This window comes from Streptomyces sp. NPDC004667 (assembly GCF_040609475.1).
Taxonomy (GTDB): domain Bacteria; phylum Actinomycetota; class Actinomycetes; order Streptomycetales; family Streptomycetaceae; genus Streptomyces.
Window position 1 is genome coordinate 1 of record NZ_JBEXKC010000130.1, and the last position, 13439, is coordinate 13439.

A 13439-nucleotide genomic window follows, 5' to 3' on the forward strand; every position below is an offset into this window, starting at 1 on the left:
TTCGAAGCGGCGATGCGGCGGATGACGGCGTTGGACACGGAGGAGCCTTCCGTAGGGGACAGGGACGGTCGCGGGCACGCCGAAGACGTGCGTGAACCACTCACGCAAAGGAGAGGGGATCCTGGGCGGCGGGTGAAGCACCCGTGCCGCCCGGCGACTCATCCAGTTCTACCGACGCCCAGGCGGCCTGGCAAAGACCCCGCCTACTACGGACCCTCGCAGGAGGGCACCCACCGGACCCGGCCATGGGGGTGTCCGGGGGCGGTCCGGAGACTACGACGCCGCTTCGTATGTGACCTGGGTCCTATGGGGCGGCTCACCGCCACACGCCCCGAACCTCACTCGATGTCACCCTTCGCACCGGTTTGCGTGGCGGCGAAGCACGGCGCGGGGGCGGGTCGAGATCCGCACGGGGCGGTCGCGCGAGTCGCACGCCCTACGCATGTGGAGCGGGCGAAGATGGGGCACCGGTCCGGCCGCCCCTCGTGCGCGGCGGCACCAGGAGCGCCCTGGAAGGTGAGGTGGCCGCTGTGGCGGAGTCTTCGTCCGGCTCCCGGGACGACTCCGGGGCGGTGGAGGCCGGGGGCTACCGGCAGGAGCTGAAGCGCACCCTCGGCTCCTTCCAGGTGTTCGCGATCTCGTTCGCGTTCATCTCGGTGGCGGTCGGCATCTTCGCGACGTACGACGACGTGCTGCGCAACGCCGGGCCGGTCGGGATCTGGCTGTGGCTGATCGCGGCCGTGGGGCAGACCCTCGTGGCACTGGTGGTCGCACAGTTCGCGGCCCGCATCCCGCTCAGCGGCTCCTCCTACCAGTGGGCCTCACGGCTGGCCAGCCCCAAGGTGGGCTGGTGGTTCGGCTGGCTGACCTTCTGCTACCTGGCGATCGGCGTGGTGGCGGTCGACAACGCGCTGGCCAGCCAGGCGTTCATGCCCCTCGCCGGCATGGATCCGGACGAGGACACCGCGCGCCTGATCACGCTGGTCGTCCTGCTCGTCCAGACCGTGCTGGCCGTGCTCTCCACGCGCATCGTGAGCTTGATCAACACCGTTGCGGTGGGACTCGAACTGACGCTCGTCGTGGTGGTGGCGATCGCGCTCGTCATCGCGGTGACGCTCTCCGGCAACGGTTCGGTCGGCAACCTCACCTCGCGCGGCGTCACCGAGAACGCCCCGGGCTACTTCGCGATCGGCGGCGGGGTGATGCTGGCGATGATCATGGGTCTGGCGACGCTCGTCGGCTTCGACTCGGCCGCGAACCTGGCCGAGGAGGCCAAGGATCCGTTCCGCACCGTTCCGCGCGCCATCGTGGGGTCGGTCGTGGCGGCCGGTGTCCTGGGCATGCTGTTCCTGATCACGCTCACCATCGCGATCGACGACATCCCCCGGATCAGCGCCAGCGGTTCGCCGGTCGCCGCGATCATGCGGACGCAGCTCGGTGCGGTGATGGAGAGGGTGCTGCTGGTCGCGATCACCTTCGCCTTCTTCGGCGCCGGGATCGTGGTGATGGTCGCCTGCTCCCGCATCGTGTTCGCGATGTCGCGTGACGGGCGCTTCCCCGCCCACCGGCTGATGCGGCGGGTCCACCCGCACACCCGCACCCCGGTACCGGCGACGATCCTGACCTTCGCCCTGGGCGTCGCCTTGATGGTCGGGCTGCCGGGTGCCGCGCTGCTGGAACTGATCACGGCTTCGACCATCCTCCCCGCGCTCACCTACGGCTCGACCATCGTGCTCTACCTGGCGGTACGGGGACGACTGGGCCGCAGGAAGGGCGCGTTCGACCTCGGACGCCTCGAACTGCCGGTAGCGATCTGCGCCCTGGTGTGGACGCTCGTCGCGTTGTTCGTACTGGTGGCCCCGCGCGAGGCGCTCGTCCCCGTCGTGGTCGTGGCGGGTCTGCTGTGCCTGGGCGGCCTGTACTTCGTCGCCGTGCTGACGCTCGACCGCCGGGCGCTGGAGACGGAACCGGGCGACGTCGACGCCTTCACCGGGTGACGCGCGGACCACCACCCGACGGTCGGCACCGGCCGCCCCGCCCTCGCCGCCCCGCCCCCACCACAACCGATCGGCCCGGCCCCGCGTCCTACCCGCAGAGCCGTCCCCGGTCAGCCGGTCCGGGACGACGCCGACCCTGGAGGGGCCATCATCGCCACGCTCGCCGCACACCGACCCGATCCGACCGCAGGGCGCCGCCGGAAGGCCGCGATCGGCACGGCGCTGCTGGGCGGCGTGGCGGGTGTCGTGCTGACCGCCGTGCTCATGACGGTGCTGTGGTGGCCGCGGACCGAGGTGACGTACCGCGACAGCGCTCCCTCGGCGGTGGTCTACCCGGACGGGGTACCGCACTCACTGGCGCTCGTGCACACGCACACCCTGTCCGGGCGGCACTCCTACAAGATGGTCATCGGCAGGGAATCCGTCCAGACGTACGGGCACTGGGTGGACGTCGACACCGCTCTGGGAAAGGACGGAATCGCATCCGCCACGTGGATGCAGGACGGGGTGCGCGTCCGTTTCCCGACCGGCCACGAGGTCTTCGTCCCCGCCCGCTTCTTCCTGTACGGCAGGTGACGCGCAGGCCTACGATGACGGCCGGACGGGGCCGTAGCGCAGAGGTCGTCGCGCGCGGTCTCCAAAACCGCGAGGACGCCGGTTCGAATCCGGTCGGCTCCGTCCCTCCGGCCGGCCGGAGGGTGCGTGTCCGCGCCCGCCCGCCGACGGCCGGCCCGCGGTCATGCCGGGGCGTTCCAGGCGGTGGTCAGCCCGTCGAGCCACGCGGGTGGCAGCTCCGCCGCGTCCCACTCCTCACGCAGTTCCCCGGGTACGGTCGCGAGCCGCTCCAGCACCGCGAGGCTCGTGGCGGAGTGGAGGAGCGAGTAGCGGCCGTGCACCGTGATGGCGCTGTCCGGTCCGAACGCCGCGAACATCCGCTCCAGCCGGGGCCGGTGGGCGGCGGCGAACCGCGTCAGCCGCCCGGCGTAGCCGGCCCGCTGGCGGACCGTCATCGTGGCGAGGACGGCGGCGAGCACCTCCTCCGTCACCTCCGGATCCAGTTCCGAGACCGCCGTGAACGACAGGTACAGGGGCGTGAGCGCGACCCGTGCCCGTTCCACCTCCATGCGCCCGGCCCGCGGGCGCTCCCCCGCCGGGCCCTGTTGCCCGTCCGGTCCGACGACCCGCCGGAGCGTCCGCTCGGCGACGGCGCCGAGTTCCTCCAGCGTGTCCCCGGCGCCGTCGAGCCAGCCCGTGCCGTACTCCTCGCCCTTGTCCATCGGAGCCTCGCGGCCGCTGCCGCCCAGTTCCTCGTAGGCGAGGGCCAGGGCGCCGGCCTCCACCAGGCCGATCAGTTCCCGCGCGTCGTCGGAGGGGACCCCTGCCCGCGCGAGGAGCTGCAGCAGCGTCGTCCGCGCGTTGTCGACACTGGCCTCGTCCGGCCACTGCCTTCCCTCGTCGGCCGTGCTCATCGGATCCTCCTCTTCCCTCGGGTGGCGCGGTGTGTCCAACGAGACCGCTCCTCCCACGCTCCAACGCCCGACAGCCCGGTTGCGCTCCCCGCCCGGTCCCGCCCGGTCCCGCCCGGCGCCGTTGCGGGCGCGCGGACGGGTGGGCGTCGACGACGGGGCCCGTGGCCGGGCACCTGGAGGCTATGACATCAGGTCGTCGGGCCGACGGCGGGAGGGCCCCGGAGGATCCACCCGCAGGGACGGGTCCGGCGTCCCCGTACTGCCGTACGGAAGTCCGTCGGTACGACGGAGGGTTCGGGGACGTCCGCGTCGGCCCGGTGACCCGGAACGGACTCCGCCGCCCCGGGTCACCGGCGCTACCGCGCCGGCCGGGCGGAGCGCGGGGGGAAGGCGAGGCCGGTCGGGGTGTTCAGGCCGGTGGAGTTCACGGTGGTCTGGGCGCCGTCGCCGAGGCGGACGCGGACGACCCGGTTGTTGAAGGCATCGGCGACGTAGAGGGCGCCGTGGTGGTCGAGCGCGAGCCCGAGCGGACTGCTCAGGCCGGTGGTGGGCACCGTGGTCTGCCCGCCGGTTCCCGCCGCGATCCGCACCACGCGGTTGTTGCCGCTGTCGCTGATGTAGAGGTCTCCGGCGGCGCTCAGGGCCAGGCCGGTGGGCTGGGAGAGGCCGGTGGTGGGGACGGTGGACTGCCCGCTCCCGTCGGCGGGCACCTTCACCACCCGGTCGTTGACGAAGTCGGAGACGTACAGGTCCCCGTCGGGTTCCAGGGCCAGCCCCCAGGGGTGCAGCAGCCCGGTGGTGGGAACGGTGCTCTGGCCGCTGCCGTCGGCCGGCACCTTCACGACTCGGTCGTTGAAGCTGTCGGCGATGTAGAGGTCGCCGGCGGCGTCGACGGCCAGCCCCAGGGGGCGCGAGAGGCCCTCGGTGGGCACGGTGGACCCGCCGCTGCCGTCCGCGGCCGACCGCACCACCCGGTTGTTCCCGGTGTCGGAGACGTAGAGGCTGCCCGTGCGGTCCCAGGCCAGCCCCGTCGGGCGTACCAGGCCGTCCAGGGGGAGGGTGGTCTGGCCGCCTCCGTCGGTGGTCAGGGTGACCACGCGGTTGTTGCCGTAGTCGGACACGTACAGCGGCGGGCCGGTGTGCGGGCCCACGTCGTGGAGCCGGTCGGCGCCGGCCGCCCGTGCGGGCAGCGCGCACAGCAGCAGCGCTCCGGCGAGGGCGGCCAGACGCCGGGTCAGCCGCCTCCGGGTGCGGCCGGCGGGCGCCTGCGTTTCTGGTACGTGCGACTCGGCCGTGACGCGTGCCACGATTCACCCACCTGTTCCGGATGTTGCGGAAGGGCCGGCCGCGTGCCGGACCGGCCCGGTCGGGACGACCCTAGGCAGCCGCCGCGGGCCGGGCGGAAGCCACGCCACCGGCCGCGCCGCGGGCCACTCCAATGCACGGGCGGGTTCGAAAACATGTGGGTGTGCCCCGTGCGGTTCTGGGATCATGCCCGGATGGTCCACCCCCTCGAACGCCTGGTCGTCCGGCACACCCTCCGTCTTCCCGTCCCCCGCGGCCCCCTCGGCCAGGGCGGCGGCGCGGCGCGGCAGTTCGACGCCGCGCTGATGTCCGTGGGCTTCAAACTGTCGGGCGACCTGCTGGAGCGCCTTTCGGGGCTGTCCGCCGAAACGGTCCTCGACAGCGCCGCGCGCACCCTGGACACCGTCCGCGAGATGGTGGGCGACCACGTACGGCACAACGTCTACTTCGTGGACTTCCCGGCCAACGTGCCGGACACGGCCGACTTCTGGGAGCGGTGCGTCGCCGAGGCGCTCGCCGACGACGCCTCGCGCGACGGTACGCTCGCCCGGCTCCGCACGGGTGTGGTGGACCTGCTGGCCCTCCCGTCGTACGGCAACTACCGGCACACGCACGCCGAGATGCTCGCGGCGCACGAGGAGCTGATCGCCGCCGCGGGCGACCGCGTCACGGTCCTGCACCCGGGCGGCACCCCGGACGAGGAGGTCACCGCCCTGTACCTGGCGCTGGCGGCGAGCACCACACCGCTGGGCGAGGAGGGCCTGCGTGACCTCGCGGCGCTCGCCGGGCACTGCGTCGACGGCCCCCGGCCCGAGGCGATCCCCGTCCGGGAGAACCGTGCCGTCGTCAACCTGGCCCGCCTCGAAGCCGGCGCGGACCTCCTCGTGGACACCGTCACCGATGTGCTCCGGCTGGCCTGCGCGCTGTCGGGCGGCGACGTGACGTTGGTGGAGCCGACCCGGCTGCGGTCCCTGTCCAGGCCGGTCCGCCGCGCCCTGCTCGCTTCCCTGGACGCGGTGGTGGCGGCGGCTCCGGCCAAGCTCGCCGACGTCACCGCGCACCGCGAGGCGTTCAAACGCCTCGGCGAGCGCCTCCACCCGCACGAGTACCCGCGGTGGCCGCACGCCGGCCGGGTGTTCGCCGTCGCGCGGGGCCAGGAGGAGGCCCGGTCCTTCGACAGCCGGGTCGAGGAGCTGCTCGGCGTGGACGACGTCACCGGGGCCGCGCGGCTGCTGGCGGCCGCCCCGGGCCGGCTGCTGCGGTCCCTGGACCGGCTGCTGCGCGCGTGCCGCACCCAGGACGAGCGCGATGCGGTCGTGGCCACGGTCGAACAGAGCGTTCCGCGGGTGGCGGGACGGGTCCTGCTGGCGGTGCGCGAGCACTTCCACAACCGCGCGGAGGAACCGGTCGGGCGCCGTGTCTTCGTCAATCGCCAGGGCCGGGCCTGGGTCGCCACCGACGACCGCGCGCCCGTGCCGTCGCGCGAGCGCGAGCGGCTGATCGGCGTGCTGGACGCCGAGACGCGGCGCCGCCTTCCGCGGGCCGGGCACCTGTTGATCGACCCGGACGTCCTCGACGTCGCGCTCCCGCTCAGCGGCAGGGCGACGGCCGCCGGTCTCGGGGTACTGCCGCGCGGCTCCCTCTCACCGGTCGACGGGGAACTGCTGCGCTTCTTCGTCCACTGGAAGCAGACGAGCCGCAGCACGGATTACGATCTGTCGGCGCTGATGCTGGACGCCTCGTACGAGACGCTGTCCTGGCTGTCGTTCACCGCGCTCACCGCTGTCGGCGGCGAGCACTCGGGCGACATCACGGACGCGCCCGACGGCGCCTCGGAGTTCATCAACCTGCGCCTGGACGCCGTGCGCGGCACGTTCATCGTGCCGCAGGTCAACATCTACTCGGGTGAGGGTTTCGAGGAGACGGAGGAGTCGCTCTTCGGCTTCATGCTGCGCGACGCCGAGCAGGAGGGCCGCCCCTTCGAGCCGCGCACCGTACGGATGAGGTCGGAGCTGCGCGGCCCCGGCAGGGTCGCGCTGCCGTTGGCGTTCGTGCGCGGGGACGACGGCCGCTGGCGCGCCAAGTGGCTCCACCTGTACCTGCGGGGGAACCCGAACGCCAACCGGGTCGAGGGGAACCGGGTGTCGGTGGCGGTGCTGGTGCGCGCCCTCGTCGAGCGCGAGCCCCTCACGGTGCGGTACCTCGCCGGGCTGATGGCCGAGGGCGCCACGGCCGTCACGGTGTGGGACGGCACGACGGTTCCGGACGGGCCGGTCACGTACGTCGGTCTGGAACGTCCGGAGGGGCTGCACGCGGATTCCGTGGTCGTCACGCCGGAAAACCTGCGTGCCCTGATCCCCGGCTGACTGGTAGCGTTCGATGCGGCGAGGCCATGGACGGGCTTCCTTCTCCACACTCCCTGAAATAGCCCCTCCGCTTTCCTCGCCCTCGACGTCGCGCCGGGGTGCCCCAGGGCACCCCGGCGTCTCGTTTCTTCCCTCCCGGTCGTCCGCCCTCAGCCCTGGCGGTGCGGGCCGAGGTCCAGGAGTACGGCCGCCAGGTCCTGCGCGGTCATGCCCGGGGCGGGCAGCTCCGCCGTGGGGCGCTCCCCGGCCCGCAGGCCGTCGAGGAACAGCGCCAGTTGCCGCCGCCAGGCGTGCGGGGGCCCCGCGACCGCGAGGGAGGGGACGGAGCGTCCGAGCGTGGCCAGGCCCAGGAGCACGTCCTCGACGGTGATGTCGGGGCGCATGGCACCGGCCCGTTGGGCGCCGTCCACCAGCAGGGTGATGGTTTCGTGGTTGTGGGCGTGGACGGAATCGAGGGAGGTCACGCCCTTGATGGCGGTGGTCATCAGGTCGTTCGCGCCGCGGTCGGTGGCCAGTACGGTGAAGACCGCCTCCAGGTAGCCGGCCAGCCCGGCCCACGGGTCCGCCGCGCGGCGCGCTTCGTCTCCGGCCGCGATGGTGTCCAGCAGGGCGTCCTGGAACACCGCGTCGATGAGGGCGGCTCGGGTGGGGAAGTTCCGGTACAGGGTGGCGTTGCCGACGCCGGCCCGGCGGGCGATCTCGTCGAGGGGGACCTCCAGGCCCTCGGCGGCGAAGGCCTTGCGCGCGGCGGACAGCAGCAGCTCGCGGTTGCGCAGCGCGTCGCGCCGTACCGGCGCCGGCCGTTGGGTGCCCGGTGTCATGTCCACTCCTCGTGTCGCCGGCGGCGCGCGTACGCAGGTACCGGGGATCGCCGTCCGGTACGGATGCTAGCGCCACCGGGGGGAGCGTCACGCATCGAGCCGCCGCGACCAGCGGACCGGCAGCGAGGCGACGCCCCGGAGCATGGCGCCGGACCGGCGCTCCGGGGAATCGGGGTCACCGGCCGGGGCGAGGTCCGGCATCCTGCGCAGCAGCGTCTCCAGGGCGATCCGGCCTTCGACGCGGGCGAGCGGCGCGCCCAGGCAGTGGTGGATGCCGTGGCCGAACGCGAGGTGCCCGCGGGCCGGGCGGCGGATGTCGAAGCGGTCGGGATCGGGGTGGTACCGGGGGTCGCGGGAGGCCGAGGCCAGGGAGAGCATGAGGCTGTCGCCCGCGGGGATGCGGACCCCGTCGATCTCCACCGGTTCGGCGGCGTGCCGGAAGGCCGCCGCCGCGACGGGCCCGTCGTAGCGGAGCACTTCCTCGACGGCGCCGTCGAGCAGGCTCGCGTCGGCCCGCAGCGCGGCGAGCTGGTCCGGGTGGCGGAGCAGGTTGAGGACTCCGCCCGAGATCAGGTTGACGGTGGTCTCGTGTCCGGCGACGAGCAGGAGGAAGGCCATCCCGAGCAGTTCCTCGGGCGAGAGTCCGTCCTCCTCGGCGGAGGCGCGGACCAGGGCGCTCATCAGGTCCGTCCCGGGGTCACCCGCCTTGGCGGCGATCAGCGAGGCGAAGTACGCGGCCATCTCCCCGCCGGCCGCGGCGGCCGCGGCGGGCGAGGACGGCGCCACGAGTTCGGTGGACCAGGCGTGGAAGTGGTGGCGGTCTCCGGAAGGGACCCCGAGCAGCTCGCAGATGACGGTGAGCGGCAGCGGGAGGGCGTATCCGGCGACCAGATCGGCGGTGCCGGCCGGCGGGAGGGCGTCGAGGAGCCCGTCGGCGATCTGCCGGACGCGCGGCCGCAGGGCGTCGATCCGGCCGGTGGTGAACTCGCGTGCGACCAGGGACCGCAGGCGGGTGTGCTGCGGGGCGTCGGTCTGCAGCATGTTCAGCCCGATGGCGTTGCCGCCGTCGCTCCGCCACGACGAGGAGTGCCGTATGTCGTTGCGCAGGCGGGAGTCGGTCAGCGCGGCCCGCACCTCGTCGCGTCCGAGGACGAGCCACACGTCACCGGTCCCGGGCACGTGGATGCGGTGGACGTGGCCCTTCTCGCGCAGTGCGGCGTAGGCCGGGTACGGGTCGGCGATGACGTCGACTCCCGGGGGAGCGAGTTCATCGAGCGTCGGGGCGGGCATGGCGGTTCCTCCCTGTCGATAAACGGGGAGAACTCCCCGCTTCGCGTGGGGAACGGTAACACGAAGCGGGGACCACTCCCCGGTCAGGCCGTGGACGGCCCTCCCGGGTCGGCCGCGTCCAGCAGCAGTGCCGCGGCCACGGCCGCCCCGTCGCCGCGCAGGGTGGCGGCCACGGCCCGCGCCCGCGTAAGGGTCCCCGGCGCCAGGGCACCGGCCAGCGCGGCGGACAGCGAGCCGGAGGTCGGTGCCGGGTCGTGGTGGGCCGAGCCGATGCCGAGCTCGGCGACCCGTCCGGCCCAGTACGGCTGGTCCGCGATCCGGGGGACCACCACCTGGGGCGCGCCGGCCCGCGCCGCCGCAGTGGTGGTGCCCGCGCCCCCGTGGTGCACGACGGCCGCCACCCGGGGGAACAGGGCCTGCTGGTTGACCTCGCCGACGACGAAGCAGTCGTCGGCGTCGTCGACGGGGGCGAGGTCCGCCCAGCCGCGGGCCAGGAGCACGCGGCGGCCGTGCGCGCGGACGGCTTCGGTGGCCACCCGGGCGATGTCCTTCGGGGCGTGCGCGGCCATGCTGCCGAAGCCCACGTACACGGGCGGTTCGCCGGCGTCCAGGAACGCCTCCAGCCCTGCCGGGAGCGGCCGGTCGTCGGGCATGATCCAGGCCCCGGTCTGCACGACGTCGAGGTCCGTCATGCCCCGCGACGGACACAGGGTCGCGTCCGCCGCCAGCCACGGCCGGTCGGTGAAGACGTGGTCGCGGACGTTGTCCACCGGCGGCAGACCGATCGACGCACGATGGCGGGCCAGCGCCTCGCCGTACAGCGCGTTCACCCTCTGGGCGTCCTGCTCCCACAGCACCCGGTTGTCGGTCTCGTCCGGCGGGGACGCCTTGCCCGGCCGGGACCCGGGCGGGAAGTGCCGCGACGGGATTCCGAAGACGTGGAAGCAGGCGTACACGTAACGGATGCCCAGCTTCTCGGCCACGTCCCGCGCGCCGGCCGGCATCAGACCGGTAGCCAGCAGAACGTCACACCCCTCGGCCGCCCCGGTCAGCACGTCGAACCGCGCGGCGACCAGCTCGGGGGCGAGCCGGAACGCGTCCTTCGCCGTCGGCGGCCGCGTACCGGCCACCACCGAACGCACCGTCGGGCCGAGCGGCACCAGCGGCACCCCGACGCGGGCCAGCAGCGCCGCGAACTCCTCGTCGGGCGGCGCGCACACGCGCACCTGCGCACCGCGCGCCCGCAGTTCCACCGCCAGTGCCGCCAGCGGTTCGACGTCCCCGCGCGATCCCCACGCCGTCAACAACACACGCACTTCGCGACTCCCGTTTCCGCAGGTCATTGGCTTTCGGCCGCCGATTCTCCGGGACGACCGGGGTCTTGCCGCAAGCCCCCGGGTGCGCTATACGTTGAAGAGGGAGGGGAGTTGACCCCGGTCGCCCTCGCCACGGTCACCCCGGATCCGGGCTCCGCGCCGTGCCTCCGCGCCCCCGCTAGAAGATGCGGGCGCGCGTGTGGTCGATCAGGTGATCGAGGATCTCGCGCAGCCATGTGCCGCGAACGGCCGGCAGCCGCACCAGGGCATGCTCGAACGTTCCCGGATCGACCCGCAGCGGGTGGTGGGGGCGTGGCGCGGGCGGGTCGTCGCGGAGCACGCCGTCGGGCATGACGCCCGAGGCGGGGAGCGGCAGGTGCGGCTCGGGGAAGGCCAGCCACAACCAGACGCCGAACGGCAGCGGCACCGGGTACCCGGAGGGGGCCCGGCCGGCCGGGGCCCAGAGCTCGCCCGTCTGCGGATGGACCGGCACCAGGAGGATGTCGGCGTCCGCCGCCGGAGCGGGCCGTCCCGGTCCCGCCAGGACGGCGCGCCGCACCGGCGGCCCCGGGGGCAGCAGGGCGTCGAGGGCGCGTCGGAACACCTCCTGGGCCAGGCCGTCCGGGACGGCCACCGGCCGGCCTTCCGAGGCCACCAGCAGATGGGCGAGGGCCCGCCCTGCCGCCGCCTCCCACCGCGGGCTCCACGACCACCAGTGGGTCGACCCCCGCCGCGCCCCCCAGGTGGTCATCGGCTCGAACGGGGGCGTTCCCTTCCCTCCCTCGAGCAACTCCGCCCAGGACAGCGGCGGCGCGTGGGCGCCGTCGACGGGGCGGCGGCGCACGGCGTCCGGGGCGAGCCAGACCGCCTGCCAGAGCGAGCAGTCGTCGATCCGGCTCGCCACGGGCAGGCCGCACGACTCGCAGGCCATGTTGGGGCCGTCGGCCCCGTCGAGGCCGCAGCAGTAGCCGCCGGCCCTCTCGGGGATCAGCCGGGTGCCGCGGGTGTCGCCGGGTGCGATGACGACGGCGCCGGGCGCTCCGTCCGACAGGGCGTACACCGGTGCGTGGACGCCGCGGGCAGCGGCCTCGTCCGGGTGGATCTCCTCCCACCTCCGCCACGGCGGCCCCCAGGGCTCCGGCTCCACGGCGAACGTTCCCTGCTCCATCAGCACGGGGAGCTGGATCCCGTTCCCGTACGTCTGATGGGCGTGGACGGGCAGGGTGACCCGGGACAGCGGGGCGGTCAGCTCGGCGCCGCACCCCGTACACACGAAAACGAACAAATGTCCTCCGTCTGGGAAACAGAGGCATCATCGCAGCCCGTCAGCGGCCCGCCAATCGAGAAAACGGGGCGTGGGGATCACGTCGCGCGTCTCGTCGGCCTCGATGCCCGCCGTATGGCGGCCGAGTGCGTCCGGGGGCGTCTCGTCGGCGCAGACGGTCCCCCGTGCGGGCAGGGCCAGGGTGGCGAGGTAGGCCGTGACCAGGGTGCTGACGCACTCGCTGCGGTTGTAGGCGGTGTGTCCTTCGGCGGCGAAGGTCAGCAGGCGTCCGTTGTCGAGGGTCGCCGCGAGGGCCACGGCGTCCCGGTACGGGGTGTCCGGGTCGCCGGTCGTGCCGAGGACCAGGATCGGTGGGGAGCCGGCGGCCCGGTAGGAGCCCTCGTAACGGCTCGGGCGCTCCGCCTGCCACTGGGCGCAGGTGGGTGCGTGGTTGTGGTCGTAGGTGGGCGGCCCGAGGCCGATGGGGGGTCCCAGCAGGGGGGCGCCGGCGACGTGGGCGCCGACCAGGGCGCCCAGGAGCAGTCGGCCGGACGGGTAGACCCGGTCGGCGCATTCGACGGCCAGGTTGGCGTTGAGGAAGTCGAAGGACGCGGGCGAGGGCGGGTTCAGCAGGAACGAGGGCCCGCGCGTCCGCGCCGCCTCCAGGGCCCGTCCCAGGTGGGGCCAGGCCTCCTTGCCGGAGTTGATGTTGAACATCAGCCGGTAGGCGAGGGTGTAGCCGGTCGCCCGGCGTCCGCTCGCGGTGACGACGGGGTGGGCGTCCAGGTCCCGTTCGAGGGCGTAGAGGGCCCGCCGGGGATCGCCCCCGCCGAAGCCGCAGGTGGTGGCGTTGCGCGCGCACCAGTCCAGGAAACGGCCGACCGCCGCGTCGAGGGCCTCGAACTGCGCGGCGTCGTAGGCGTACGGCACTTCGGCGTACCGCCGCGGATCGTAGGCCCCGTCCAGGACCATGGCGCGCACGCGCCGGGGGAACCGGGCGGCGTACACGGTGCCGACGTAGCTGCCGAAGGAGCGGCCGTAGAAGGTCAGCGTCTCCTCGCCGAGGGCCCGGCGCAGGAGGTCGATGTCCCCGGCGTTCGAGCCGGTGCCGACGAACGGCAGGAGGTCACCGGACCGTTGCCGGCAGGCGGTCGCGAAGTCCAGGCCCTGGCGGACGGCGCCCCGCAGGGCCCCGGGGCCCGGCAGGGCGCGTGCCGCGTCGACGGCGGCGGCGTACTCCCGGTCGTTCCAGCACTCCACCTGTCCGCTGCGCCCCACCCCGCGCATGTCGTACCCGACGACGTCGAAGGCGTCGCGCAGGGCGGCGGGGAGCGCGTCGTAGCTGTCACGGGCGAAGTCCACACCGGAGTTGCCGGGTCCGCCGGGGTGCAGCACGAGGACGCCCGTGCGGTGGGTCCGGTCGGGTGCGAGCCGCCGGGTGACCGCGAGCGGGATCGTGGGCCCGCCGGGGCGGCGGTGGTCCAGTGGCACCCGGGCCGTCGCGCACCGGAAGCCGTCGTCCGGTTCGTCGTCGGCCTCCCCCCGGCACGGCCCCCAGGACAGGACGGGGACGGGTGGGACGACGGCCGGGGGCGCCCCCGTCTCCGCCCC

The 13439-nt window shown here is 74.0% G+C and carries 10 protein-coding genes and 1 tRNA gene; 4 read left to right on the forward strand and 7 right to left on the reverse strand.

Annotation, left to right across the window (positions count from 1 at the left end; genetic code table 11):
- Nucleotides 1–530 precede the first annotated feature (530 nt).
- The 3 genes from ABZW32_RS36595 (at nucleotide 531) to ABZW32_RS36605 (ending at nucleotide 2675) form a co-directional block, all read left to right on the forward strand.
- Entirely contained in the window at nucleotides 531–1997 is a 1467-nt protein-coding gene (locus ABZW32_RS36595) for an amino acid permease (protein ID WP_356224736.1), read from the forward strand.
- Between the two features lie 234 nt (nucleotides 1998–2231).
- A complete protein-coding gene (locus ABZW32_RS36600; RefSeq protein WP_356224738.1) occupies nucleotides 2232–2573 on the forward strand; it encodes a hypothetical protein in 342 nt (113 codons plus the stop codon).
- A 27-nt stretch (nucleotides 2574–2600) separates the two neighbouring features.
- Nucleotides 2601–2675 (forward strand) — tRNA-Trp (locus ABZW32_RS36605).
- 59 nt (nucleotides 2676–2734) lie between these two features.
- Here ABZW32_RS36605 and ABZW32_RS36610 read toward each other — a convergent pair.
- Together ABZW32_RS36610 and ABZW32_RS36615 are read right to left on the reverse strand one after the other, a co-directional pair.
- The gene (locus tag ABZW32_RS36610; RefSeq protein WP_356224740.1) at nucleotides 2735–3466 is read right to left on the reverse strand and encodes a hypothetical protein; all 732 of its coding nucleotides are present in this window, start codon (nucleotides 3464–3466) and stop codon (nucleotides 2735–2737) included.
- A 356-nt stretch (nucleotides 3467–3822) separates the two neighbouring features.
- Nucleotides 3823–4773, reverse strand: coding sequence for a hypothetical protein (locus tag ABZW32_RS36615; protein ID WP_356224742.1), 951 nt, complete (start codon nucleotides 4771–4773; stop codon nucleotides 3823–3825).
- Nucleotides 4774–4965: 192 nt separating this feature from the next.
- Between ABZW32_RS36615 and ABZW32_RS36620 the strand changes: the two genes are divergently transcribed.
- Nucleotides 4966–7137 carry a hypothetical protein gene (locus ABZW32_RS36620; protein WP_356224744.1) on the forward strand — a complete coding sequence of 724 codons (2172 nt, stop codon included), beginning with the start codon at nucleotides 4966–4968 and terminating at the stop codon, nucleotides 7135–7137.
- A gap of 149 nt (nucleotides 7138–7286) precedes the next feature.
- On the opposite strand, the gene ABZW32_RS36625 is transcribed toward ABZW32_RS36620, so the two are convergent.
- From ABZW32_RS36625 to ABZW32_RS36645, 5 genes are all read right to left on the reverse strand, one after another.
- Nucleotides 7287–7958 carry a helix-turn-helix domain-containing protein gene (locus ABZW32_RS36625; protein ID WP_356224746.1) on the reverse strand — a complete coding sequence of 224 codons (672 nt, stop codon included), beginning with the start codon at nucleotides 7956–7958 and terminating at the stop codon, nucleotides 7287–7289.
- 87 nt (nucleotides 7959–8045) lie between these two features.
- Nucleotides 8046–9248 carry a cytochrome P450 gene (locus ABZW32_RS36630; RefSeq protein ID WP_356224748.1) on the reverse strand — a complete coding sequence of 401 codons (1203 nt, stop codon included), beginning with the start codon at nucleotides 9246–9248 and terminating at the stop codon, nucleotides 8046–8048.
- 83 nt (nucleotides 9249–9331) lie between these two features.
- On the reverse strand, nucleotides 9332–10564 hold the full coding sequence (locus ABZW32_RS36635; RefSeq protein WP_356224750.1) for a glycosyltransferase: 1233 nt from the start codon (nucleotides 10562–10564) through the stop codon (nucleotides 9332–9334).
- A gap of 178 nt (nucleotides 10565–10742) precedes the next feature.
- On the reverse strand, nucleotides 10743–11849 hold the full coding sequence (locus ABZW32_RS36640; RefSeq protein ID WP_356224752.1) for a hypothetical protein: 1107 nt from the start codon (nucleotides 11847–11849) through the stop codon (nucleotides 10743–10745).
- A 27-nt stretch (nucleotides 11850–11876) separates the two neighbouring features.
- Nucleotides 11877–13439 (reverse strand): alpha/beta hydrolase (locus ABZW32_RS36645; RefSeq protein ID WP_356224753.1); only part of this gene is annotated, 1563 nt, incomplete at its 5' end.

Coding starts and splice junctions, on each gene's coding strand:
- ABZW32_RS36625 (WP_356224746.1), bottom strand. CDS start 7,958: ATGACACCGGGCACCCAACGGCCGGCGCCGGTACGGCGCGACGCGCTG.
- ABZW32_RS36620 (WP_356224744.1), top strand. CDS start 4,966: ATGGTCCACCCCCTCGAACGCCTGGTCGTCCGGCACACCCTCCGTCTT.
- ABZW32_RS36630 (WP_356224748.1), bottom strand. CDS start 9,248: ATGCCCGCCCCGACGCTCGATGAACTCGCTCCCCCGGGAGTCGACGTC.
- ABZW32_RS36610 (WP_356224740.1), bottom strand. CDS start 3,466: ATGAGCACGGCCGACGAGGGAAGGCAGTGGCCGGACGAGGCCAGTGTC.